The 23,857-nt window shown below is 69.9% G+C and carries 22 protein-coding genes; 20 read left to right on the forward strand and 2 right to left on the reverse strand.

Features of this window, described 5'->3' with window-relative positions; genetic code table 11:
• Positions 1-6: 6 nt before the first annotated feature.
• From VGC18_RS07825 to VGC18_RS07850, 6 genes are all read left to right on the forward strand, one after another.
• Complete coding sequence (locus VGC18_RS07825) at positions 7-1,092, forward strand: Gfo/Idh/MocA family oxidoreductase (RefSeq protein ID WP_331096072.1); 1,086 nt, start codon at positions 7-9, stop codon at positions 1,090-1,092.
• Between the two features lie 148 nt (positions 1,093-1,240).
• Positions 1,241-2,677 (forward strand): GH1 family beta-glucosidase, encoded by a 1,437-nt coding sequence (locus tag VGC18_RS07830; RefSeq protein WP_331095990.1) that lies wholly within the window; start codon positions 1,241-1,243, stop codon positions 2,675-2,677.
• Positions 2,678-2,746: 69 nt separating this feature from the next.
• On the forward strand, positions 2,747-3,961 hold the full coding sequence (locus VGC18_RS07835) for an ROK family transcriptional regulator (RefSeq protein WP_331095992.1): 1,215 nt from the start codon (positions 2,747-2,749) through the stop codon (positions 3,959-3,961).
• Positions 3,962-4,049: 88 nt separating this feature from the next.
• Complete coding sequence (locus VGC18_RS07840) at positions 4,050-4,949, forward strand: 1-phosphofructokinase family hexose kinase (protein ID WP_331095994.1); 900 nt, start codon at positions 4,050-4,052, stop codon at positions 4,947-4,949.
• A 256-nt stretch (positions 4,950-5,205) separates the two neighbouring features.
• A complete protein-coding gene (locus VGC18_RS07845) occupies positions 5,206-6,690 on the forward strand; it encodes a multidrug effflux MFS transporter (RefSeq protein WP_331095996.1) in 1,485 nt (494 codons plus the stop codon).
• 58 nt (positions 6,691-6,748) lie between these two features.
• Positions 6,749-7,351, forward strand: a complete 603-nt coding sequence (locus VGC18_RS07850; protein ID WP_331095998.1) for a GNAT family N-acetyltransferase — start codon at positions 6,749-6,751, stop codon at positions 7,349-7,351.
• Between the two features lie 22 nt (positions 7,352-7,373).
• Here the strand turns inward: VGC18_RS07850 and VGC18_RS07855 are convergent, their stop codons facing one another.
• Entirely contained in the window at positions 7,374-7,910 is a 537-nt protein-coding gene (locus tag VGC18_RS07855) for a hypothetical protein (RefSeq protein ID WP_331096000.1), read from the reverse strand.
• Positions 7,911-8,205: 295 nt separating this feature from the next.
• Between VGC18_RS07855 and VGC18_RS07860 the strand changes: the two genes are divergently transcribed.
• The 3 genes from VGC18_RS07860 (at position 8,206) to sufU (ending at position 10,225) form a co-directional block, all read left to right on the forward strand.
• Complete coding sequence (locus tag VGC18_RS07860) at positions 8,206-8,376, forward strand: hypothetical protein (protein WP_331096002.1); 171 nt, start codon at positions 8,206-8,208, stop codon at positions 8,374-8,376.
• A 122-nt stretch (positions 8,377-8,498) separates the two neighbouring features.
• Positions 8,499-9,779, forward strand: a complete 1,281-nt coding sequence (locus VGC18_RS07865) for a SufS family cysteine desulfurase (protein WP_331096005.1) — start codon at positions 8,499-8,501, stop codon at positions 9,777-9,779.
• Positions 9,776-10,225, forward strand: coding sequence for a Fe-S cluster assembly sulfur transfer protein SufU (gene sufU / locus VGC18_RS07870; protein ID WP_331096007.1), 450 nt, complete (start codon positions 9,776-9,778; stop codon positions 10,223-10,225). Before VGC18_RS07865 ends, sufU begins: the two co-directional genes overlap by 4 nt.
• Before the next feature lie 48 nt (positions 10,226-10,273).
• Here sufU and VGC18_RS07875 read toward each other — a convergent pair whose 3' ends face one another.
• Positions 10,274-11,497: an acyl-CoA desaturase gene (locus VGC18_RS07875; protein ID WP_331096008.1), complete on the reverse strand. Its 1,224-nt coding sequence runs from the start codon at positions 11,495-11,497 to the stop codon at positions 10,274-10,276.
• Positions 11,498-11,735: 238 nt separating this feature from the next.
• On the opposite strand from VGC18_RS07875, the gene VGC18_RS07880 reads away from it, so the two are divergent.
• The 11 genes from VGC18_RS07880 (at position 11,736) to VGC18_RS07930 (ending at position 23,842) form a co-directional block, all read left to right on the forward strand.
• On the forward strand, positions 11,736-12,704 hold the full coding sequence (locus VGC18_RS07880) for a diacylglycerol/lipid kinase family protein (RefSeq protein ID WP_331096010.1): 969 nt from the start codon (positions 11,736-11,738) through the stop codon (positions 12,702-12,704).
• Positions 12,705-12,834: 130 nt separating this feature from the next.
• Complete coding sequence (locus tag VGC18_RS07885; RefSeq protein ID WP_331096012.1) at positions 12,835-13,287, forward strand: Asp23/Gls24 family envelope stress response protein; 453 nt, start codon at positions 12,835-12,837, stop codon at positions 13,285-13,287.
• A 273-nt stretch (positions 13,288-13,560) separates the two neighbouring features.
• A complete protein-coding gene (locus tag VGC18_RS07890) occupies positions 13,561-14,127 on the forward strand; it encodes an RNA polymerase sigma factor (RefSeq protein WP_331096014.1) in 567 nt (188 codons plus the stop codon).
• Entirely contained in the window at positions 14,124-14,435 is a 312-nt protein-coding gene (locus tag VGC18_RS07895) for a hypothetical protein (RefSeq protein WP_331096016.1), read from the forward strand. The genes VGC18_RS07890 and VGC18_RS07895 overlap by 4 nt, the downstream gene beginning before the upstream one ends.
• 33 nt (positions 14,436-14,468) lie before the next feature.
• The gene (locus VGC18_RS07900; RefSeq protein WP_331096018.1) at positions 14,469-15,008 is read left to right on the forward strand and encodes a hypothetical protein; all 540 of its coding nucleotides are present in this window, start codon (positions 14,469-14,471) and stop codon (positions 15,006-15,008) included.
• 141 nt (positions 15,009-15,149) lie between these two features.
• A complete protein-coding gene (locus tag VGC18_RS07905; protein ID WP_331096021.1) occupies positions 15,150-16,307 on the forward strand; it encodes an ROK family transcriptional regulator in 1,158 nt (385 codons plus the stop codon).
• Positions 16,308-16,404: 97 nt separating this feature from the next.
• On the forward strand, positions 16,405-17,700 hold the full coding sequence (locus VGC18_RS07910) for a sugar ABC transporter substrate-binding protein (RefSeq protein ID WP_331096023.1): 1,296 nt from the start codon (positions 16,405-16,407) through the stop codon (positions 17,698-17,700).
• 76 nt (positions 17,701-17,776) lie between these two features.
• Positions 17,777-18,766, forward strand: coding sequence for a sugar ABC transporter permease (locus VGC18_RS07915; protein ID WP_331096025.1), 990 nt, complete (start codon positions 17,777-17,779; stop codon positions 18,764-18,766).
• Positions 18,763-19,653: a carbohydrate ABC transporter permease gene (locus tag VGC18_RS07920; RefSeq protein WP_331096027.1), complete on the forward strand. Its 891-nt coding sequence runs from the start codon at positions 18,763-18,765 to the stop codon at positions 19,651-19,653. Before VGC18_RS07915 ends, VGC18_RS07920 begins: the two co-directional genes overlap by 4 nt.
• Positions 19,650-21,686 carry a beta-galactosidase gene (locus VGC18_RS07925; RefSeq protein WP_331096029.1) on the forward strand — a complete coding sequence of 679 codons (2,037 nt, stop codon included), beginning with the start codon at positions 19,650-19,652 and terminating at the stop codon, positions 21,684-21,686. The genes VGC18_RS07920 and VGC18_RS07925 overlap by 4 nt, the downstream gene beginning before the upstream one ends.
• The gene (locus VGC18_RS07930; RefSeq protein ID WP_331096031.1) at positions 21,683-23,842 is read left to right on the forward strand and encodes an alpha-galactosidase; all 2,160 of its coding nucleotides are present in this window, start codon (positions 21,683-21,685) and stop codon (positions 23,840-23,842) included. Before VGC18_RS07925 ends, VGC18_RS07930 begins: the two co-directional genes overlap by 4 nt.
• The last annotated feature ends 15 nt before the right edge of the window (positions 23,843-23,857 follow it).

Here is a 23,857-nt window from a genome sequence, read left to right on the forward strand (position 1 = left end):
GGCCGGATGCGGATCGGCGTGATCGGGGTCGGCAACATCAGCGCGCAGTACTTCGCGCACATCCCGGGGCTGCCCAACCTCGAGCTGGTGGCCGTCGCCGACGTGAACGAGGAACGCGCACGCGAGGTCGCGGGCCAGCAGGGTGTTCGCGCGCTCACGGTCGACGAGCTGCTGGCGGATGCCGCCGTCGACGCGGTGCTCAACCTCACGATCCCGGCGGCGCATGCCGCCATCGGCATCCGGGCCTTGGAGGCCGGCAAACACGTCTACGGGGAGAAGCCTCTGGCGCTGAATCCCGCGGAGGCGGAGCCGCTCCTCACGCTCGCGGCGGAGAAGGGCCTGCGGGTGGGCAGCGCGCCGGACACGGTGCTCGGCACGGGCATCCAGACGGCGCGCAAGGCCCTGGACGATGGGGCGGTGGGGCAGCCGATCGCGGCTGCGATCCACTGGAGCGCGCCGGGGCACGAGCTGTGGCATCCCGCCCCCGCCTTCTACTATCAGCCGGGCGGCGGCCCGTTGCTCGACATGGGCCCTTACTACCTCACCAGCATCGTCACGCTGTTCGGTCCGATCGCCCGGGTCTCGGGCACGGCGACGACGTCGAGCCGGAACCGCGTCGTGGCCACCGGGCCGCTCGCCGGCACTCCGATCCCGGTGAACGTCGCAACGCACGTGAGCGCACTGCTGGAGCATCAGAACGGGCTCACCACGACGATGACCGTGAGCTTCGACGTGTGGAAGTCGCGGGCTCCGCTGTTCGAGGTCTTCGGCACGGAGGGAACCATGGCGGTGCCCGACCCCAACCAGTTCGACGGTGACGTGGAGATCGCCCCGGCCAGCACCCGGGAGTGGGAGACGATCCCCGTCTCGGCCGGCTGGGCGGGCGCCGGCCGCGGCTACGGGCTGTCGGACATGGCCCGCGCGATCGAGACGGGGCGCCCCCACCGGGCGAGCGGGGAGCTGGCCTTCCACGTCCTCGAGGTGATGGACGGGATCCTTCGCGCCGCCAGGGAGCGCACAGTCGTCGAGATCGCGAGCACCGCGGAGCGGCCGGCCCCCGTGCCTCTGGACTCGACGCCGGCGACCTGGTGACCGCTGACACCAACCGGACGGGGGACCGCGCCTCGGAGCCGCCCGGCACCGGTGCGAATCGTTTCGATCGGGGCGCGGCGGGCCATCGGACGCCGCGCTAGGGTGACCAGAAGGAGGGCGGTCCCACCGGCCCCGGGCAGGAAAGAAGATGGCAACAGACAGCGACGACTATCGCGACAGCGGTCTGCAGTTCCCCGACTCGTTCGTCTTCGGCTCAGCGACGGCCTCATACCAGGTCGAGGGCGCCGTCGCGGAGGACGGCAGGCTGCCGTCCATCTGGGACACCTTCAGCCACACGCCGGGCAAGGTCTGGAACGGCGACAACGGCGACGTGGCGGACGACCACTACCACCGGCTGGAGTCCGACCTCGACCTGATGAAGCGCCTCGGCCTTCACGCATACCGCTTCTCGATCGCATGGCCACGCATCATCCCCACGGGGCGGGGAGCGGTGGACCCCCGCGGCGTGGACTTCTACTCGCGACTCGTCGACGGCCTCCTCGAACGCGGCATCACCCCGGTCGCCACCCTCTACCACTGGGATCTGCCGCAGGTGCTGGAGGATGCCGGCGGCTGGCCCAATCGCGACACCGCGTACGCGTTCGCCGACTACGCCGTCGCCGTCGGCGAGCGTCTCGGTGACCGCGTCGCCGTGTGGACCACACTCAACGAGCCCTGGTGCTCGGCCTACCTGGGGTACGCCTCGGGGGCCCACGCCCCGGGCCGCACCGACGGTGTGGCCGCGTTGCGCGCGGTGCATCACCTCAACCTCGGGCACGGGATCGCGCTGCAGGCGCTGCGTGCGTCCGTCGCCAAGGACGAGGCCCAGTACTCGGTCACCCTCAACCTGCACGTGATCCGTCCGGAGGGCGACAGCGGACCCGAGGCCGCGCGGCAGATCGACGCCCTGGGCAACCGGGCGTTCACGCATCCGATGCTGAAGGGCGAGTACCCCGCCGATCTGTTCGCGGACACGCGGGCGCTGACCGACTGGTCCTTCGTGAGGCCGGGGGACCTGGAGACCATCAACCAGCCCATCGACGTCCTCGGCGTCAACTACTACTCGACGAATCGGGTCCGGCTGTGGGACGGCCGCGGCGAACGCCAGCACGCGGACGGGCACAAGAACGCCGGCGCGTCGCCGTGGCCGGGCGCCGACCGGGTCGAGTTCCTCCAGCAGCCCGGCCCGTACACCGACATGGGCTGGAACATCGACCCGTCGGGGCTGCACGAGCTGCTCACGTCGCTGCGTGACGAGTTCCCGGGGCAGCCGTTGATGATCACCGAGAACGGCGCGGCGTTCCCGGATGTCGTGTCCCTCGACGAGGACGGTCCGGCCGTGCACGATGCGGACCGCATCGACTACCTGCGGCGTCACGTCACTGCGGCGCATCGCGCTCTGCAGGAGGGTGTCGACCTCAGGGGCTACTTCGTCTGGTCGCTGATGGACAACTTCGAGTGGTCGTTCGGGTACTCCAAGCGGTTCGGCATCGTGCGTGTCGACTACGACACGCTGGAGCGGCTGCCGAAGGACAGCTCCAGGTGGTACGCGGAGCTGGCGGCCACTCGTCGCATCCCGGAGTAGAGGGGCGCCAGGCGCCTGCCGCCCGAATAAGTTCGGACGTCGAACGTGGATGCCGTTATGCTTCGTGGCGTGACTGAAGCCCTCCCCGGACCCTCGGCGCCGTCGCCGGGAGCCCCGCTGCGGTCGCCGCTCGGAAGCAACCTCGACGGCGTGCGACAGCACAATCTGGGCACCGTGCTTCGCCTGGTGCACGGCACCCCGGGGCGCTCGCGATCGGAGCTGACGCGCGTGACCGGACTGAGCCGGTCGACCATCGGCGCGCTCGTCTCCGAGCTGTCCGCGCTCGGGCTCGTGAAGGAGGAGGAACCTCGGGAGCCGACTGGTGTCGGGCGGCCCAGCCCGATCGTCGTGGCCAATCCGGACGTGGTCGTGGTGACGGTCAATCCCGAGATCGATGGAGTGGTGGTCGGGGTGGTCGGCCTCGACGGCACCGTGCACCGCCGCGCTCGCCACACGACGGATGCCCCTCCGACCGCGCCCGAAGCGGCGCGCATCGTCGCGGACCAGCTCGAGGGCCTGGCGACGCCGTCCGGCACGGGTCTGCGTGTCGCGGGCGTCGGCGCGGCCGTGCCGGGCAGCGTGCGCGTGGCGGACGGCGTGGTGCGCATGGCGCCCCACCTGGAGTGGGTCGACGAGCCGTTCGCCGCGCTGCTGGAGGAGGCGACGGGCCTGAAGGCGCTCGTGGCCAATGACGCCAGCCTGGGTGCCAATGCGGAGCACCTGTTCGGCGCGGGGCGCGGCATCGACGACCTCGTCTACTTCAACGGGGGTGCCGGGGGCATCGGCGGCGGTGTGATCACGCACGGCCGTCCGCTGGCCGGCAGCTCCGGCTACGCCGGGGAGCTCGGCCACATGCTCGTCAACTCCGCCGGCGACCGCTGCCACTGCGGGGCGGTCGGATGCCTGGAGACGGAGGTCTCCCAGGCCCGTCTCCGCGATGCCCTCGGCGTCGACGACCTCGAGGCTGCCTCGGTCGACGCCGAGCCGCTCGACGCGGCGTCGCGGCGAGAGGTGGAACGACAGCTCGGGTACCTGGCGATCGCGATCCGCAACGCGGTCAACGTGCTCAACCCGCGTCGCGTCGTGCTCGGCGGGTTCCTCGGAGCGCTCCTCGGCCTCGACCCGGCGCTGCTGGACGCCGAGGTGCGGGCACAGTCGCTGGCGGCGTCCGCCGAGCAGGTCGAGGTCGTGCGTGCCGAGCTCGGAGCCGCCGTCCTGACGGTCGGCGCGGCCGAGCTCGCGTTCACACGCCTGATCGCCGACCCGATCGCCCTTCAGCGCTGACGGCGAGGTCCAGAGCGGATTCGCGCAGGAACATGCTCGAAACGCCGCATCGGCCTTGGCGTGCCCGGCGGCCCCCTAGGCTGCGACCATGATCATCGCGCTCGCGCTCTCCGCCAGCCTGGACGTGACATACGAGGTCGACGAGCTCCGCGTCGGCGACATCACGCGGCCCTTCGCCATCACGAGAGTGGCCGGCGGAAAGGCGCTCAACGCGGCCAGGGCGGCCTCGGCGTCGGGGGCTGCGGTGCGCGCCGTCGCCGCGCTGGGCGGCCCGACGGGCGAGTGGGTGGCGTCGATGCTCGCGACCGACGGGATCGCCGCCGATCTCGTGCCGTTGCGCGCCGTGACGCGCACCTGCATCGCCGTCGTCGAGCGTGCCGGGTCCGCCACGAGCACCGATCTCTACGAGCCGGCGACGCGACTGGATTCGCAGGAGTGGCGGGCGTATGCCGCGACCGTCCGCCGCGTCGTCTCCGCGACCACTCCGGAGCATCCGTCGCCCTGGGCTGTGCTGTCGGGCTCGTTGCCGCCCGGGGTGCCGCCGCGGGAGCTCGCCGCCCTCCTGAGCGAGCTCCGTGCGACGGGCGCCCGTGTCGCGGCGGACTGCTCCGGCGATGGGCTGCGCGCCGCCGCTCCCGAGGCGTCGCTCATCAAGGTGAACCGGCGCGAGGCATCCGAGCTGCTGGGGGAGGAGCTCGCCACGGCCGCCGACGCCTGCGCACGGCTGCGCCAGCGATACGGCGCCGATGTCGTGGTCACCGACGGCATCGCCGGTGCCGCTGCGCTGCTGGGGGATGCCGCCGCCGTGGTCCCGCCGCCCGCCCGGCGGGGCCGATTCCCCGCCGGGAGCGGTGACGCTTTTCTCGGCGGCCTGCTCGCGGCGTTCGAACGCGGCGCATCCGCGGACGATGCGCTGGCGGCGGCGGCCAGCGCGGGTGAGCGCAACGCCATGGTGCCGGGGCAGGGCGTGCTCGCCGCCGAGGCATAGCCGGGCGGCGCGTCGGCCCCGTGCCGCTCCGATCCAGATCCGATATGATGGTGTCGAATCGATTCGACGTCATCGGCCTCCTCGCCGCCCGACGCGGATCGTCGTCGCACGGCCTCGCGCAGGTCGTCTTCTCCGGGCGGGCGTCGCCGACGCGGACGGGCAGTGACCGATCCGCCTCCGACGGCACGCGGCTCAGTCCGGTCTTCCGAGCACCGCCCACGAATCCCGCACGAACATCGACCCCCACCGAGCAGCCATGTCGACCGCCACCGAGCCCATCCCCGTCGTCTCCGACCACGAACCCGCACCCGCCTCCCCGGGCGGCCCCGATCGGGGGCGCCGGGACATCCACGCCGAGCATCGGACGGGGCGGCGTCCTGGCGCATCCGACGCCTCGGAGATCCTCGACACGTCCACCTCCGGCATGCCGGTCGTGGGAGTCACCGCGGGCATGCCGACGGGCGGCATCCCGACCATCCAGCCCGCCCGTCGTGGCCCGTTCACGGCGTCGGCGGAGGTCGTGCACCCCGGTGACGCGCTGCCGGCTCGCCGTCGCGTCGCCTACATCCTGATCCTCGGCGCGCTGACCGCGCTCGGCCCGTTCACGATGGACACCTACCTGCCGTCGATGCCGCGGCTCGAGTCCGACTTCCACGTGTCCACCGCCGCCATCCAGCTCACCCTCACGGCCACGACCATCGGATTCGGGCTCGGGCAGCTCATCGTCGGCCCGTGGAGCGACAAGGTCGGGCGCCGGATGCCCCTCATCCTCGCCACAGCCGTGCACATCCTGGCGTCGCTCGGCGTGGCGTTCGCGCCCAACATCGAGCTTCTCAGCCTGTTCCGGCTGCTGCAGGGACTGGGGGCGGCCGCGAGCAGCGTCGTCGCGATGGCCATGGTGCGCGACCTCTTCAGCGGACACCGACTGGTCACGATGCTGTCGCGTCTGGCCCTCGTCAATGGGCTCGCCCCGGTGATCGCGCCGGTGCTCGGCTCGCAGCTGCTGCTGATCATGCCGTGGCGCGGCATCTTCTGGGTGATCGCCTCGTACAGCGCGGCGATGCTCGCGTGCCTGGTGCTGTGGATCGTCGAGACCCGGCCCAAAGAGATCCGGCATGCCGCCGGCCACTCCAGCGTGGGCCAACGATTCGCGGCGGTGCTCGGCGATCGCGTCTACGTCGGCACCGTCATCGTCAGCGCGATGAACTTCTCGGGCCTGTTCGCCTATCTCTCCTCCAGCTCCTTCGTGTTCCAGGGCGTGTACGCGTTCGACGCCCAGCAGTACGGCGCGCTGTTCGCCGCCAACTCCGTCGGCATCATCATCGGCGTGCAGAGCGCCGCGCGCCTGGCCAAGCGAGTAGGTCCGCAGTGGGTGCTCTCGGTGTCCACAGCGACGATGACCGCGGCGGCGGCGCTCATCGTCATCCTGGGCGGCACCGGAACCGGCGGCATCTGGGGTGTCATCGTGCCGCTGTGGTTCTTCATCGCCTCATGCGGCTTCGGGTTCCCGTGCGTGCAGGTTCTGGCGCTCAACGGCCACGGCGCGGAGGCCGGAACCGCGGCGTCGCTGCAGGGCGCGTCGAACTTCGCCATCGCCGGTCTCATCTCGCCGCTGGTCGGGCTGCTCGGCGTGGCCAGCGCGGCACCGATGGGCATCGTGATGCTCGGCTGCTCGATCATGTCCGTATGCTCGCTCTGGTTCGTCGTGCGACCGCGCACGGTCCCCCCATTGGCGCACTGAGAGCCCACCACGAGGAGGTCGAGCAGGACAGGCTCGACCAGGACGGAGCAGAGAACACGTGGCAGACATCCGCCGATATCGGCAGGGCGACCGAGCGGACATCCGCGAGATCTGCATCAGGACGGGCAGATCGGGTGAGGACGCCACCGGCTGGCTCGACGACGACGACCTGCTCCCCGAGATCTACGCGCTGCCGTACGTGGACCTCGAGCCCGAGACGGCGTTCGTCGTCGACGTCGACGGCCGCGCCCGCGGGTACATCCTCGGTGTGCCGGACACGCGCTCCTTCGTCGAGCGACTGCGCGCGCAGTGGCTGCCCGGCTTCGCGGCGAAGCATCCCCTGACCGGGGAGGACACCCCCACTCAGCGGTTCGTGCGCGAGGGACGCGATCCGGAGCGCCTCCTGATCCCCGAGCTCGACGAGTACCCGGCCCACCTGCACATCGACCTGCTGCCCGAGCTGCAGGGGCAGGGGCTCGGCCGGCGGCTGGTCCGCGCGCTCCTCGCGGAGCTCAGGTCGCGTGGCGTCCCGGGCGTCTGGCTGGAATACGGCCCCGACAACCAGAACGCCGCCGGGTTCTACCGGCGTCTCGGGTTCGCCCCGCTCCCCTCAGGCACGAGCGGCACCCGGGTGGGACTGCACACGGATGCGCGCGTCTAGCGCCCGCATCCTCGACTCCGGGTCACAGCCAGCCCAGGAGCGAGACGCGTTCGAACCAGTACAGCCACTCCGGTCGTGTCGAGCGCATCTCGGACAGCGTGACCGCGTCCGACGGACCGGCCAGAGGCCGGTCGAGCACCTCGGCGATGGCTTCCATGTCGGCGCGGGACCAGTACTGCCCGCGAAGTCTCATCCGGGCGACGCCCTGCCTGTCGAGGACGAAGAGATTGGGCTGGGTGTCGGGCGTGTTGTCGCGACAGATCTCGACCAGACAGAGCGACCCGATCTCGACGTTGGCGATCTCTGCCGACGGGCCGAGGAATCCTCGCTCGCGGATCCCCTCCGGCGACACCGTCACGAGCGTGCGCCGGTATCGCAGCACGAGCAGAAGCGCGATCACGGCGACGAGCACATGCACAGCCACGATGACCGGCCATCGACCCGAGCCGATCGTGAGCCAGTACGCCACCGCGAACACCGGGGTGGTGAGGGCCAGGGCGGCGATCAGACCGCTGGCGAGCAGATGGCGATGAGGGCGCAGCACGCGAGGCTCGGTCATGATCGCATGCTCGGCAGGCATGGACACCCCTCCACCCTCACTGCGGACCGCGCTCACGAAGTCGGTGGCCGGCCGGGGGCGACCACGGGGCATGACCGCAGACGACTCGGGAACGAGACGCGCCTGTCGCCCCGTTGCCCGCCAGGCCACACTAGCGAGAATCGAATCGTGATAGAACCCCCATTCCGCCCCGGCCCGGAGGCCCACCTCGTCCCACGACGCATCGGGGCGACCGGAGCGAGTAGGTTTGCATGGTGGGCACCCGCGGCCGCGCGGGGAGACGGGAGTTGGTCGGGTGAATGTGGTCGCGCTGATCGTGTCGTTCGCGCTGTTCCTCGGCGGCATGGCGTTGATGGGATTCGCGCCGGAGGCGACGGGCTGGCAGGGTCTGACGTTCTTCTCGGGGATCGTCGCCATCGCGCTGGCCTTCGCGTTTCCGGTGCACGTACTCACGAAACTCGACTGAGCGCTCGGGGCCGCCGTGGGCGGCGCCCCGCCAGCGTCCGGGCATGGCGTCGTGGAGGCCGTCCGCCGGTCGCGCCCGGTCCATCGGCGTAGCGTAGAGCGGACGTGCAGGAGGTGGGAACCATGCCCAGCGAGATAGAGACCGTGGCGCTGTCGGAGGCGGATGTCGCCGCCATCCGAGCGGACTTTCCCATCCTCGCCGAGCGGGTGAACGGGCATCGCCTGGTCTATCTCGACTCTGCGGCGACCGCGCAGAAGCCCGAGGCGGTGCTCGACGCCGAGCGCGAGTTCCTGATCCGCCGTCATGCCGCCGTGCACCGCGGTGCCCACACGCTGGCGGCCGAGGCGACCGAGGAGTTCGAGGACGCCCGGGCGGCGGTCGCGGACTTCATCGGGGCGCGTGCCGACGAGACGGTGTGGACGACCAACGCGACGGCAGCGATCAACCTGATCGCCTACTCCCTCTCGAACGCGTCGAGCTCGGCGGAGTTCGGCCGCCTCGCCCTCGGCCCGGGTGACGAGATCGTGACCACGGAGCGCGAACACCACGCCAACCTCATCCCCTGGCAGCAGCTCGCGCAGCGCACCGGCGCGACGCTGCGCCACCTGCCGGTCGACGACGACGGGGCCCTGCTCCTGGACGAGCTCGATGGCGTCGTGGGGGAACGCACCCGTGTGCTCGCGTTCGCCCACGTCTCGAACGTGACCGGCACGCTCGCCCCGGTCTCCGAGCTCGTCGCCCGGGCCCGCGCGGTGGGAGCACTGGTCGTGCTGGATGCCTGCCAGGCCGTTCCCCAGCTGCCGTTCGACGTGCGCGCGCTCGATGTGGACTTCGCCGTGTTCAGCGGCCACAAGCTGTACGGACCGGGCGGGATCGGGGTACTGTACGGGCGTCGGGAGCTGCTTGAGGCTATGCCCCCGTTCCTGACCGGAGGCTCGATGATCACGACGGTCACCATGGAGCGGGCGGAGTTCCTTCCGCCACCGCAGCGCTTCGAGGCCGGCACACAGCCCGTCTCGCAGGTCGTAGGGCTGGCCGCCGCGGTGAGGTACCTGCGCGGAATCGGCATGGACAGGGTGGCCGGGCACGGGCGCGGGCTCGGAGAGCGCATGGCGTCCGGGCTCGCCGAGATTCCCGGTGTCCGCGTGATCGGCAACGGCGAACGGGTGGGGCTGGTCGCGTTCGACCTCCGAGGTGTGCACGCCCACGACGTGGGGCAGTTCCTGGACGACCGCGGCATCGCCGTGCGTGTCGGGCACCACTGCGCCCAACCACTGCACCGACGGCTCGGTCTGACCGCCTCGGTTCGGGCGAGCGCCGCCGTGCACACCACGGACGGCGAGGTGGACGCCTTCCTCGCAGCGGTCGCCGACGCGGCCGAGTTCTTCGAGAGGATGCGATGACACCCTCCTCCGACTTCGCGACGCTCTACCAGGAGCTCATACTCGATCACGCCGGCGCCGGTGAGGGCCGTGGCGAGACCACCGGCTTTCAGCCGCAGTCGCACCAGGTCAACCCGACCTGCGGCGACGAGATCACGCTAGGCGTCCGCCTGATCGGCGACCGCATCGACGAGGTGCGGTGGCATGGGCACGGTTGCGCCATCTCGCAGGCGTCCGCATCGCTGCTGACCGGCCTCGTGGCCGGTTCGAGCATCGCCGAGGCCCGCGAGCTCCTCGCGCGCTTCCGCGAGGTGATGCGCTCGCGCGGCACGCTGGAGCTCGACGAGGCCACGTTCGGAGACGCCGTCGCGCTGAACGGCGTCTCCCGCTACGTCGCCCGGGTGAAGTGCGCCATGCTGGCGTGGGTGGCCCTGGAGGATGCGCTGGATCACGCGCCGGACGCCTGAGAGCGGCACGGAAACGCGGGGACGGTTCACACGGGCGACCGGCTCCGCTCAGTCGACCGGTGCACCGACCTGACGCGCCGCGATCATCGGGCATTCGAAGGGGTCCTGACGCCCGAGCCCGACTCCGTCGATGTACTCGGTCACGCTGCGGAACGCCTCGCGCAGGCCGGTGCGGGTGTAGGGCACGTCGCGCTCGGCGCAGTACGCCTGGATGAGCGGCGCCGCGCGGCGCAGCTGCGGGCGCGGCATCGACGGGAAGAGGTGGTGCTCGATCTGGTAGTTCAGGCCCCCCATGGCGAAGGACATGAGCCGACCGCCACGGATGTCGCGAGCGGTGAGCACCTGGCGGCGGAAGAAGTCGAGCTTCACGCTCTTGGGCACGATCGGCATGCCCATGTGATTGATCGCGAAGACGGCTCCGAGGTAGAAGCCGAACACGGCCAGTTGCACCCCGATGAACGCCGCAGCCCGCCCCGGCGAGAGCACGAGGAAGGCGAGGCCGGTGAACCCGCCGAGGCGAAGGAGGATCAGGCCGATCTCGACGTGCCGATGCGGCACGTCGGCCCGGCCGAACACGCGCTGAAGGCTCTGGATGTGCAGGATCAACCCCTGGAGGAACAGAAAGGGTACGAAGCCGACGCTTTGGTGGGCGAGCGTCCACTCGACGAGGCGGCTGCGTCTGCGCAGCTCGACCAGCGAGTCGGGTTGGACGACCGGGATGTTGATGTCCGGGTCGTATCCGATGCGGTTGGGGTTGGCGTGATGGCGGTTGTGCTTGTTGTTCCACCAGCCCACGCTCATGCCGACGAAGAGGTCGCCGATGACCAGGCTGGCCCAGTTGTTCCAATGGCTGGACTGGAACACCTGGCGGTGTGCGGCGTCGTGCCCGAGGAACCCGGCCTGTGTGAGGACGATCGCGAAGATCCCGGCCGTGATCATCTGCCACCAGGTGTCGCCGACGCGGACGAAGAGCACAACGAGGGCGGCCAGCGCGATCGTGATGATCCCGAACCTGACCCAGTACGAGACGCGTCGGCGGCGGAGCAGTCCGGCGCCGCGGATCTGCGCCGAAAGCTCGGCGAAGTCGGTGCTCTGACGGGGTGAACGCGGCTGGCCGGGCGGACGCCCGGTGCGCCGGATGGCTCCGGTCGATCCCCGCGGATCTCCATCGCCAGCAGCGGTCTCCAGTGCGCTCCGGACGGTCACGGCAACGCCGTCCGTGGGTGTCGATGCGGCGTCCTCTCCAGATGCGGCGGGCTTGAGGTTCGACATCAGAATCTCCTGGGGGTCTTGTACCGGCGCGTGCCGAGTGGGGAAGCCGTGTATGGCGACTACATCTATGTCGGGTCGAGCGGGCGGAACGTCACGCCGTCGGCGGTTTCTCTCAGGAACTCGTTCTTCCAACGACCCGCGAGAGCAGACGTGAGGCTCCTTCGACATCCCGATGAGCCGTCTCCGGCGGCCCGGACGTGTGCGCGGCCACGGGGCACGCGACCCATAGGCTGATGGGGTGGGGTCTGAGCATGCTGCGGTCGTCTACAACCCGGTCAAGATTCCTCTGGATCGCGTCCGTCGCGCCGTCGAGGCCGGGGAGCGGCACCGAGGCTGGGATGCCTCGCGCTGGTACGAGACGTCGGCCGAGGACTCCGGGCGACAGGCGGCGGCGGATGCGCTCGCCGCCGGGCCCGCGGTCGTCATCGTTGCGGGCGGCGACGGCACGGTGCGTGCGGTCGCCGAGATCCTGCAGGGGACCGGGATCCCGGTGGCCGTGGTCCCGGCAGGCACCGGCAATCTTCTCGCCCGCAACCTAGGACTTCCTCTGAACGACATCGACGGCGCCGTCGCCGTTGCCTTCGGAGATGCGGATCGCCTCATCGACATCGCCGCGGCGGACCTGGAAGACGAGGAGGGGAACAGAAGCCGTCACGTGTTCGCGGTCATGGCGGGCATCGGGCTGGATGCCGCGATGGCGGTGAACACGAGCGCACTGGCCAAGAAGCACCTCGGCTGGCTCGCGTACATACCCCCGATCGCCCGGTCCATCGTCGCCAACCGACTGTTCCACCTGCGTTACCGTGTCGACGACGGGCGGGTGGGGTCCGCGCGAGCGCACACGGTCATCGTCGGCAACTGCGGCACGCTCACCGGCAACATGCTCTTGATCCCGGACGCGGTCGTCGACGACGGGCTGCTGGACGTGGTGATGCTGCGCCCGAAGGGACGATTCGGATGGGCGGGCATCGGAACGCGCCTCACGGTTCAGGGCATCGCGCACCGTTCCCGATTCGGCAGGCACATGCTCAAGCTCGCGCCGGACATCCGGGCGCTCGCGTACGCCCAAGGCCGACGGTTCACGGTGCGCTTCGAGGCGCCCCATGCCATCGAGCTCGACGGCGACGACTTCGGCACGGTCATCCGCGCCCGCATCACTGTCCTGCCCAGCGCCTTGCGCGTGAAGATCGATGGCGGGCACGCCTGACGTCCCGCGGCGGTCGGCCCGACTGCGCTGGTCGGTTTGTGATGTTCCGCGTCCCCGGCACGACATAGGTGTAGTCGCCGTTCTCGAGTGAGCAGATCGCGGACTCGCACCGCGACTGGGAGAGTTTCTGATGTCGAACGCCACACCGGCCCCGTCCGAGAAGACCGGGTCTGGAAAGACCAACGGAGTCGCCGCCGCGCAGGCGGGCACGACGACGATCCTCGACTCGGTGATCGCGAAGATCACCGGCATCGCCGCCCAGGGGGTGCCCGGGGTCCACGCGCTCGGCGGCAACACCGCCCGGGCGATCGGTGCCATCCGCGATGCCCTGAACGTCTCGGACCCCGGCCAGGGGATCAGCGTGCGGGCCAACGAGACGCAGCTGGCGGTGGATCTGACCATCGTGGCCGATTACCCCGTACCTCTGCAGAAGGTGGCCGACGACGTGCGCGCCACGGTGCTGAAGGCGTTGACCGAATTGGTGGGCATGGAGGTGACCGAGGTGAACATCGCGGTCAACGACGTGCACATTCCGGCCGACGACGGTCGCGACGACAAGGGGCGAGAAGCCGCCACTCGGTGAGCCGTGCCGTCGTGAGGTTCTCGGGACCGACGCGTGAGGTTCCCGGGACCGACGCTGGATGTGGGCTCCGCGAGACGTCCGCCACGGCCTCCGCTCATCGGCGGGCGCCGCAGCGGCCGGTGTTCAGGCGGCCGCCGTGCGAACAGAGCGTCGGCGTCGCGCCCTCCGCAACGGTGTGACGGGGTGTGGAGATGCCCCTATGGCAACCCAACGACCGCTGCTGCCGGTATCGTCCGAGGGAGTAGGCGGATGGCTGGCGCAGGGGAGGGGTGCATGGGTTCTCAGGGCGATGCCGAGCACTTGGCGATCGCCGACGACCGGATCGTCGCCGGTCGTGCGGCCGATGGCGACGTCCAGGCCTTCCGCGTTCTCGTCTCTCGGCACAGCCCGCTGATGCGCGGATACGCGCGAAGGATCCTCGGAACCAACGACGAGGTGGACGACGTCGTGCAGGATGCCTTCATCGTCGCGTGGCGGCAGCTTCCGGAGCTCGAGGACCCCTCTGCTGTCAAGAGCTGGCTGATGCGGATCGTGGGTCGCAAGGCGGTCGACCGCGTTCGGGCACGTCACCCGCATGTGGACATCGACGATCACGATCGCCCCGCACCGGATGCCGCCGCACCCGCGCGTCGGGCCGAGGCGCGCTCGCAGGTCGAGGAGCTCTCCGCGGCGCTGGCGGAGCTTCCCCTGATGCAGCGACAGTGCTGGGTGCTGCGCGAGGTCGGTGAATACAGCTACGACGAGATCGCCGCCGAGCTGGGTGTGCCCGCCACCACGGTCCGCGGGCTCCTGGCCCGTGCGCGCAAGTACCTCATCGTGAGAATGGGCGCCTGGCGGTGACCGGGGACGACTTCGCCGACCGGGCGTGGTGCCTCGCCGTGGAGCGCGATGAACCGAATGGGCACACGCTCGACGAGCTCAGCGCCTACCTGGACGCCGGTCGCACACCGCCTGACCCGTCCATCGAAGGCTCGGAGGCATGTCGGCAGGCGCTCGACGCCATGGAGCGCCTGCGCATCCTCGCTCAAGCGATGCTGGAGCAGGATGCCGCATCCGCTGCGGATGCGAGCTGGGTCGACCGCATCCTCGACGCCATCGCCTCCGACGCCTCGACGGGCCGATCGGCCTCCGTGGCCGACCGAACCTGAGAGGCACACAGGCCGGAGGCGTATCGTCCGGGCATGGACACACGAGAACAGGCCCCGGGCGGTGACGGCGGAGCGCTGGGACTGGAAACGGTGCTCGTCGACTCGCTGCCCACCACACTGCTCACCGAGGAGGCTCCGGACCGGTACACGGTCGAGGTCGTCTTCACGCGCCGGCCCGAACGCGAGGAGGTCGCCGGCATCCTCAGCGGGGACACGCGGGCCTTCCTTTCCAGTGCGGGATACCCCGCCGCCCGTCTGAGCGTCTCGGACCGCCGGCTGGAGATAGCGAACACCAGCCTGGAAGAGCTGCGCGACGGCCTCGCCGACATCCTGGCAGACCGGCTCGCCGAGATCAGCACCGAGGTGCACGACAGGGAGGATGCTGCGACGGCACGCCTGCAGGTCGCGGCTGAGCACGAGAAGGACCGCGCGGCGGCCGTCGTGACCCTCGCCCGATCCGTCACCTTCCAGGCCCGGCGCGACCCCGCCAGAAGCCACGGCGCTGCCGGCCGAGGCGACTCGCTCGCCGACGACGCTCAGATCGAGGGCTGGGACGACGAGGGCGGCCGCTGACCGACGCCGCGTCGCTGCCCGGCGATGCACCATGACGGCGCGCCGCTCGTTCGGCCAGGTGCGTGGCGGCGGAGGCGCCCCGTGGGTCGCACCTGGGGCGGCCGAGCACGAAAGGCGTCGGCTGGCAGGTAGGGTTCGCCTGTGCCTGGAGATCGTCATCCCCGCGCGGGACGCTGGCCCGAGTTGTCCGCGACGACGCGCGCGGCGCTCCGGCTCCTGCAGCGGCGCGGCCCCCTCGGCCGCGCGGAGATGGCGCGGATGCTCGGGGTCTCGCGAGCGAATCTGACCCGGGTGACCCGGGAGCTGCTTGCGGCCGGTCTGATCGCCGAGGGCGCCACCGAGCTTCGCGCGTCGACGGGCAGGCCCAGCGAGTTGCTCGAGCTCGTGCCAGACGCGCGGCACTTCATGGGTGTCAAGCTCACTGGCGACACCGTGTACGTCGTCGTGGTCGACCTCTCCTGGCGGGTGGTGTTCGCCGGCGACTGGCCTATCCGGTCGCGGCAGGTCGAGGACGTGGTGCACGAGATCGGCACGATCCTCTCGGCCGTCGAGGAGGAGCTCCCCGACATCGCGGGCCTCGGCGTCTCCCTGGCGGGCTCGATGAGCGAGCCGCGGGAGCATCGCGTCGTTCACGAGTCGGTCTATCTCGGCTGGGACGGCGTGCCACTGGCGGACCTCATCGCCGCGGACGTCGGGCTCCCCACCACCGTCGAGAACGACGTGCAGGCACTGACCCTGGCCGAGAGCCTGATGCTGGCGGACTCCGTGGCGGGGGTCACCCTTGCCCTCGTCACCGTCGGCGTGGGCATCGGGGTCGGCTACGTCATCGACGGCGCCCTGGTCGCGGGGGCGCACGGCCGGCCGGGCCGCATCGACCACACCATCGTCGACCCGGATGGACCGGCGTGCGACCGAGGGCACCGCGGCTGCGTCTCGAGCTATCTGGCCAGCTCGTCCATAGTCCGGAACTCCGGCAGTCTCGACTACGCCTCGGCTCTGGATGCCGCGCGTCGCGGCGATCGGCGGGCCCGCCGCGCCTTCGACGATGCCGGACGCGCCCTGGGAGTGGTCATCGCAACCGTCGTGAACTCCATGGACCCTGGCCGGGTGATCCTCACCGGCGACGGTCTGGCCCTCTACGAGATCTCCAGCACGGCGATCGAGGCCTCCATTCGTCGCACCGTGTCGTGGGACGCGGGTGAGTTCGTGCTCGACGTGCGCCCCTTCGACTTCTCCGAGTGGGCCAGGGCGGCAGGGATCGTCGCCGTGGAGGCCGCCCTCGCGGGCCGGCAGACATGATCTCTCTTTGTTTCAGAAGTTGACAAACTCCTGAGGCTCGTCCATATTGGACGAGCCCGCGGTGTCCAGTGGGCATAGCGATCAAAGGAGATTCTCAATGCGAAAGCGATCCCTCATGGGCTTCGCCGCTGTCGCAGTGCTCGCCGTGGCGCTGAGCGGCTGCGCGGCCGGCGACGGCGCCTCGGCGTCCGACAAGACGGTGAGCCTCAAGATCTGGGGCTGGACAGCCAAGACGCAGCAGGTCGTGGACACCTGGAACAAGACGCACCCGAGCGTTCAGGTGAAGTACACGGATGCGGGGGGTGGCAACGACTCCGCCGCCAAGCTGCGCACCGCGACCCGGGCCGGGAACGCGCCGGACATCGCCCTCGTGGAGTACCAGACTCTGCCGTCTCTGGTGACCGCAGGCGTGGCCAGCGACATCACGAAGTACACCAAGGGCATCCAGGACAAGTTCACCGAGGGCACCTGGGCTCAGACGACGTTCGACGGCAAGGTGTACGGCATCCCCCAGGATGTCGGACCGATGGCCTTCACCTACCGACAGGACCTGTTCCAGAAATACGGCTTCGGCGCACCCAAGACGTGGGACGAGTTCGCCTCCGACGCTCGAGTCATCCACGAAGCCGATCCCGGCGCCTACATCGCCTCGATGCCGCCCACCGAGTTTGGCTCATGGGCCGGGCTCGCAACGCAGGCGGGCGCCACGTGGTGGAGCGTGAAAGACGGCAAGTGGACCGTGGGCATCGCAGACGAGGCATCGCTCAAGGTCGCGGACTTCTTCCAGAAGCTGTCCGACGACGGCGTCATCCTCACCGAGCCGCTTCTCACCCCGCAATACGACAAGTCGCTCAACGACGGCAAGATCCTCTCATGGCCGTCCGCCGTCTGGGCGCCCGGAGTGCTCGCATCCGTGACGCCGGGGACGGCCGGCAAGTGGGCCATGGCGCCGCTGCCGGCATGGAAGGCGGGGGAGACCACCGTTCCCTTCCAGGGCGGATCGGCGCTCGTGGTGACGAAGAACTCGAAGCACCCGCAGCAGGCCGCGGAGTTCGCCGCCTGGTACAACGCCAGCAAGGCGGGCCTGGAGGGGATGATCAACAAGCAGGCCCTGTATCCCGCCGCGATCGCCGGTCAGAAGCTGGCCTCCAGCCAGAAGCCGCCGGCGCTGATGCCCCAGCAGACCGACTTCTACAAACTGGCCGCGACCATCTCGAAGACGGCGAAGCCCATCACGTGGGGCCCGGACGTCGACGTGGCAAGCACCACGTTCACCGATCGTCTCAGCAAGGCGATCAACAATCACACCGCCTGGCGGGACGCGTTCACAGCGACGCAGAAGGCCGTGGTCGCCGACATGAAGAAGAACGGCTTCAAGGTCACCAACAAGTAGTCCGTACCCATTTCACGAATCGCTCGGACGGCGTCCACGCCCACGGATGTCGTCCGAGCGGCCCGAAGGAAGCGACATGTCTCTACGCAACCCGGGTGCGGCCGACGCGGCGCAGCCAGTCACGGCCATCCCTTACCGGGCGGCCCCGGCTCGCGCCTCCAGGACCGGCCGGCGCCGTCCCTCGATGGCCCCGTACCTGTTCAGCGCGCCAGCGATCATCCTCTACGTGATCTTCATGCTGATCCCGCTGGCGTACGCCGTCTGGATCAGCTTCACCGCCTATCGCCTCGAGGGCGGCGGCATCCTCGGCACGAAGGTTCAGGTCTTCGTCGGACTGGAGAACTACTTCTCGGTGTTCTCGAACTCGGAGCTCCTCGTCAGCTTCGGCCGGATGGCCGTCTACGGCGTGATCGCCGTGCCGCTCACGCTGGGGCTGGCCCTGCTCTTCGCGCTGCTGCTCGATGTCCCCGCCGTGCGCGCCAAGACGTTCTCGCGCACCGCCATCTTCGTGCCCTACGCCGTCCCCGGCATCGTCGCCGCCCTCATGTGGGGCTTCATGTACCTGCCGGCGACGAGCCCGTTCTCGTACATCACGCAGGCGATCGGCCTCGGGCCGATCCCATTCCTGAACAACCCGGGTCTCTACGGCTCTCTCGCGAACATCGCCATCTGGGGCGGGACCGGATTCAACATGATCATCATCTACACATCGCTTCGCGGCATTCCCGCCGAGCTCTACGAGTCCGCACGCCTCGACGGGGCGAGTGAGCTTCAGATCGCTCTGCAGATCAAGGTCCCCCTCGTGCGCGCCGCGCTCACGCTGACCGCGATCTTCGCGCTCATCGGCACTCTCCAGCTATATGCGGAGCCGACGACCCTCCAGCCGCTGACGACCACGATCACCTCGACCTGGGCGCCGTTGATGACGATCTATCAGCAGGCGTTCGCGACCGACGACCTTCCGGGCGCGGCCGCCGGCTCGACCGTGCTCGCACTCGGCACCGTCATCGTCTCGGCTGTAGTCCTCTGGATCTCCAACCGGCGCACGGCTGCGAGCGCCCGTTGACCGCCATCGTCGGGCGCCGCGCGCCAGAGGCGGTCGCGCGCGCCGGCCGCAGACCTGCACCCCGCGGCCGCGTGCTCCCCACGATCATCCTCATCGCCGGTGCCGTCTACTGCCTCATCCCGGTGGCCTGGGTGTTCGTCGCCGCGACCAAGAGCCGCGCGCAGCTCTTCTCCACGTTCACGTTCGCACCGGGAACCGGGCTCATCGACAACCTGAGGGGACTGTTCACCTACAACGGCGGACAGTTCGGCCAGTGGGCCCTCAACTCGCTGCTGTACGCCGGGGTCGGCGCGCTGCTGTCCACGTTCGTGTCGACGATGATCGGATACGCGCTCGCCAAATACCGGTTCCGGGGGCAGAACGTGATCTTCTACGGGATACTCGCCGGCGTCCTGATCCCCGGCATCACCCTGGCGATACCGCAGTATCTGCTGCTCTCGGCCGTGGGGCTGGCCGGTTCGGTCTGGTCGGTGCTCCTGCCGAGCATCATCAGCCCGTTCGGCATCTATCTCTCCCGGGTGTACGCGGGGTCGGCGATTCCGCAGGAGACGATCGAGGCGGCGCGCATCGACGCCGCGGGAGAATGGCGCATCTTCCAGTCCGTCGCGATCCCGATGCTGCTTCCGGGCATGGTGACGGTCTTCCTGCTCCAGTTCGTGGGCATCTGGAACAACTTCCTGCTGCCCTACGTGATGCTCTCCGACCAGAGCCAGTACCCCCTCACCGTCGGCCTGTTCACGCTGCTGTCCAAGGGGTCGAGCTCGCCGGCTCTGTACTCCCTCGCGATCACCGGCGCCGCGGTCTCCATCATCCCCCTCGTCGCTCTGGTGCTCTTCCTCCAGAGGTTCTGGCGGCTCGACCTGATCTCCGGAGGTATCAAAGGATGAGCGCATCCTCGCCCCGCCCGGCCCGCCCCTGGCCGACGCCAGGACTGAGCTTCGGGGGGGACTACAACCCGGAGCAATGGCCCAGCGAGGTCTGGCGGGAAGACCTCGACCTCATGGTCGAGGCTGGTGTCAACATCGTCACCCTCGGCGTGTTCAGCTGGGCGACGGTCGAGCGCAGGCCAGGCGAGTTCGACTGGGCCGCCACCGATGAGATCGTCGGCCTCCTGCATGAGCGCGGGATCCGGATCGACATGGCGACGCCGACGGCGGCGCCCCCGCCGTGGCTGCACGCCCTGCACCCCGAGATCCTCCCGCGGGACCGCGACCTCATACCCCAGTTCCCCGGTGCGCGCCTCGGCTGGTGTCCCAGCTCTCCGGTGTTCCGTGACCATTCGCTGCGGGTGACCCGCGAACTCGCGCAGCGCTACGCCCCGCACCCGGCCGTGGCGATGTGGCACGTCAGCAACGAGTTGGGCGGCGGCAACGGCCGATGCTATTGCGAGGTCTCGGCCGCGGCGTTCCGGGACTGGCTCCGCCGCCGCTACGCGTCCGTGGACGTCCTCAACCACACGTGGGGCACGGCGTTCTGGGGCCACATCTATTCCGACTTCGACGAGGTCAATCCGCCCCGGGGCTCGGAGGCCCAGAACCCCGCCCTTGTGCTCGACTTCGACCGGTTCTCCTCCGACGAGCTGCTCGGCCAGCTGCTCGCGGAGCGCGACGTCATCCGCGAGGCCGACCCCGATGCCATCGTGACCACGAACTTCATGGTCGGTCCCGCGCACGACGTGGTCGACTACCCGCGATGGGCCGCCGAGGTCGACGTGGTCGCGAACGACCACTACACGCTCCCGACGGATCCGCTGACCGCTCAGGACATCGCGTTCTCCGGGGATCGCATGCGCAACCTCGCGCCCGAGAAGGGCCCGTGGCTGCTCATGGAGCACTCCACAAGTCACGGCACCTGGCACCCCGTCAACCGCGCCAAGGCACCGCGCGAGCTGATCCGCAATTCGCTGGGTCACATAGCGAGAGGAGCCGATGGGGCGCTCTTCTTCCAGTGGAGGTCGTCGCCGAGCGGCGCGGAGCAGTACTTTCCGGGGATGGTGCCGCATTCCGGCACCGACAGCAAGATCTGGCGCGAGACGGTCGAGCTCGGCCAGCTGCTGGGCAGGATCGGCGAGATCGCGGGGACCACCGTGCCTCGTGCACGGGTCGCCCTGCTCTTCGACGACATCGCAGGCTGGGCCCTCACCCGCGGGCTGAAACCCCGGCACGGCCTCGATTACGGGCGCATCCCTCGCGCCTGGCATCGCGCCTTCTGGGAGCGGAACATCCCGGTGGACGTGGTGGGTCCCTGGGCGGACCTGGCGGGCTACGAGGTCGTCGTCGTGCCCACCCTGCTCCTCGTCAGCGACGCCGACGCGGCGAACATCGCGTCCGTGGTCGACCGTGGCGGCTGCGTCCTCGTGACGCACCTGTCCGGAATCGTCGACGAGAACGACCGCGTGCGGCTGGGCGGCTTCCCCGGCGCGTTCCGTGAGCTGCTCGGCGCATCCTCCGAGGAGTTCTTCCCTCTTCGGGACGGCGAGACCGTGCTGCTGGACACGGGATGGCTGGCGACGGAGTGGACGGAGCTCATGCGTGAGGACCCGGCCGCAGAGGTGGTGGCGCACTATGCCGCCGGCCCGCTCAGGGGCCGGCCCGCCGTCACGAGGAATCCGCGAAACGGTGGCTCCGCATGGTACGTGTCGGCTTCGATCGACCGGCTGGGGATCGATGCGGTGGTCGCACGGCTGATCGCGGAGAACGCGCTGCGACCGATTCTCGAGTCGCCCGAGGTCGAGGCGGTGCGCAGGAGCGGGGACGGTCGCTCATACCTGTTCCTCCTCAACCACTCGGATCGGGACGTCGAGGTCCCAGTCGGCGGGAGGGAGCTCGTGACGGGCATCGCCGGGGCCGCGGTCACGGTGCCGGCCGGCGAGGTGCGGATCGTTCGTGAGGGCGAGCGCACCGGGACCCGGGAATCGTGAGCGCCATAGAACAGGCGCCGGAGCCCGGTGCTCGGGCGGACGACGATTTGTTCACCCTCGCTTCCGGCGGAGTGGCCGTGGTCGTGCGGTGCGCGCCGGGAACGCTTCCGGAGGTGCTGCACTGGGGTGCATCGGGGGCGTTCGGCTCGCTGTCCGACATCGCCTTCGCTACCTCTCGCGGTGTCGGACCGAGCGGCCTGGACGAGACATGGCCGCTCACCGTCCTTCCGGCGGAGGCGGACGGATGGGCGGGCCGGCCCGGGATGCAGGGCGACGTCGACGGGACGATCCTCGTCGCCGACTGGCAGGAGACGTCGCTGGAGGCATCCGCCACGCAGCTCTCGTTCGAGGCGGAGTCGCGCGGGCTGGCACTCGGCTACCACCTTCGCATCGATGTCGCCGGACTCGTCACCGTGAGGCTCACTCTGGCGAACCTGAGCGGATGTCCTGTGCGGCTCGGTGCGCTGGAGGCCACGATGCCCGTCGGAGACCGGGCGCGGGAGGTCCTGGACTTCACCGGCAGGTGGACCCGTGAGCGCACCCCCCAACGGGCGCCGCTCACCATGGGGTCCGTGGTGCGCGAGAGTCGCAGGGGCCGAACCGGTCACGACAGTCCCTATCTGCAGGTCGTGGGCAGCCCCGGCTTCACCGACTCCTCCGGAGAGCTGTGGGCGGTTCATCTGGCATGGAGCGGCGACTCGGTGTACCGGAGGGACGCCCTCCCGGAGAGCCGTCCCCTGATCGGTGCGGGTGAGCTTCTCAGACCGGGTGAGGTCGTGCTCGGGCCCGGCGAGCGGTACGAATCGCCCGAGACCTACTTCGCGTGGTCGGACGCCGGGCTCGACGGTCTCTCCCATCGCTTCCACGGCTCGCTGCGCGCGCTCGGCGGCGAGGCCGCATCGTACCGGCCGGTGATCCTCAACACCTGGGAGGCCGTGTACTACGACCAGGACCTCGATCGCCTCAGAAGGGTCGCCGAGGCGTCCGCGCAGATCGGCGTCGAGCTCTTCGTCCTGGATGACGGGTGGTTCCGTGGTCGACGCAGCGATGCGTCGGGACTGGGCGACTGGTACGTCGACCGGGAGGTGTGGCCGCTCGGCCTTCATCCGCTGGTCGAGTCGGTGCGTCGGCTCGGCATGCAGTTCGGACTCTGGGTCGAGCCGGAGATGGTGAGTCCGGACTCCGTCCTGGCGCGCGAGCATCCTGACTGGATTCTCGGCCCGGGGCATCGCAGCCCTCGGACGTGGCGACGTCAGCAGGTGCTGGACCTGACGCTTCCGGAGGTCCAGGACGAGGTGTTCCGCCGCCTGTCGTCGATCGTCGAGGAATATGGCGTCGAGTACGTCAAATGGGATCAGAACAGGGATGTGCTGGAGGCCGTCTCAGGCGGCCGCGCCGCGCTCGGTGCGCAGACGCGAGCCGTCTACCGGCTGATGGACCGGTTCCGCGAGAGGTTCCCGGGTCTCCGCATCGAGTCCTGCTCATCGGGAGGCGCTCGGATCGATCTCGAGGTACTGAGGCACACCGACCGTGTCTGGGCCTCCGACACCAACGACCCGACCGAGCGCCTTGCGATCCAGCGCTGGACCGAGCTCCTGCTGCCGCCGGAGGTGATCGGCAGCCACGTCGGGCCGGAGCGGGCGCACACGACAGGACGGCAGAGTGACATCGGCTACCGGCTCGCCTCGACTCTTTTCTCATGGGCGGGCATCGAGGCGGATGTGTCGAGATGGAACGACATCGAGCGGCAGCGGGCACGAGACTGGTTCGCGTTCTATCGGGCCAACCGTCCGCTGCTCCACGCCGGTGTCCTGCTTCACGGCGAGACCGATGACGACGGGACGCAGCTGACCGGAGTCGTCGACCGATCCCGGTCGCGAGGCATCTACCGGTACGCGCGCACGGAGACCTCCGTCCGCTCGGTTCCGCCGCGTATCGCGCTGCCCGGACTCGAGGCGGCAACACGCTACCGGGTGACGATCGTCGACGCCCTGCCCGACCCCCTGCTGATCGACCTCGACCCGCCGCCGTGGTTGAAGCGCGGTCACGTCGTCGGCACCGGCTTCGCGCTCGGTCGCGTCGGCCTGGCTGCGCCCCTCCTGGCGCCTCAGCAGGCGCTCGTGCTGGAGGTCGACGCAATCACTGAGGGCACCTGAGGGCACGAGCGGATG

This window comes from Lacisediminihabitans sp., assembly GCF_036404185.1.
GTDB lineage: Bacteria > Actinomycetota > Actinomycetes > Actinomycetales > Microbacteriaceae > Lacisediminihabitans.

What these genes read in the sequence shown, in the direction of transcription:
- VGC18_RS07910 (WP_331096023.1), top strand. Translation starts at nt 16,405, where the DNA reads ATGCGAAAGCGATCCCTCATGGGCTTCGCCGCTGTCGCAGTGCTCGCC.
- VGC18_RS07865 (WP_331096005.1), top strand. Translation starts at nt 8,499, where the DNA reads ATGCCCAGCGAGATAGAGACCGTGGCGCTGTCGGAGGCGGATGTCGCC.
- VGC18_RS07830 (WP_331095990.1), top strand. Translation starts at nt 1,241, where the DNA reads ATGGCAACAGACAGCGACGACTATCGCGACAGCGGTCTGCAGTTCCCC.
- VGC18_RS07885 (WP_331096012.1), top strand. Translation starts at nt 12,835, where the DNA reads ATGTCGAACGCCACACCGGCCCCGTCCGAGAAGACCGGGTCTGGAAAG.
- VGC18_RS07845 (WP_331095996.1), top strand. Translation starts at nt 5,206, where the DNA reads ATGTCGACCGCCACCGAGCCCATCCCCGTCGTCTCCGACCACGAACCC.
- VGC18_RS07925 (WP_331096029.1), top strand. Translation starts at nt 19,650, where the DNA reads ATGAGCGCATCCTCGCCCCGCCCGGCCCGCCCCTGGCCGACGCCAGGA.
- VGC18_RS07900 (WP_331096018.1), top strand. Translation starts at nt 14,469, where the DNA reads ATGGACACACGAGAACAGGCCCCGGGCGGTGACGGCGGAGCGCTGGGA.
- VGC18_RS07890 (WP_331096014.1), top strand. Translation starts at nt 13,561, where the DNA reads ATGGGTTCTCAGGGCGATGCCGAGCACTTGGCGATCGCCGACGACCGG.
- VGC18_RS07825 (WP_331096072.1), top strand. Translation starts at nt 7, where the DNA reads ATGCGGATCGGCGTGATCGGGGTCGGCAACATCAGCGCGCAGTACTTC.
- VGC18_RS07915 (WP_331096025.1), top strand. Translation starts at nt 17,777, where the DNA reads ATGTCTCTACGCAACCCGGGTGCGGCCGACGCGGCGCAGCCAGTCACG.
- VGC18_RS07840 (WP_331095994.1), top strand. Translation starts at nt 4,050, where the DNA reads ATGATCATCGCGCTCGCGCTCTCCGCCAGCCTGGACGTGACATACGAG.
- VGC18_RS07855 (WP_331096000.1), bottom strand. Translation starts at nt 7,910, where the DNA reads ATGACCGAGCCTCGCGTGCTGCGCCCTCATCGCCATCTGCTCGCCAGC.
- sufU (WP_331096007.1), top strand. Translation starts at nt 9,776, where the DNA reads ATGACACCCTCCTCCGACTTCGCGACGCTCTACCAGGAGCTCATACTC.
- VGC18_RS07875 (WP_331096008.1), bottom strand. Translation starts at nt 11,497, where the DNA reads ATGTCGAACCTCAAGCCCGCCGCATCTGGAGAGGACGCCGCATCGACA.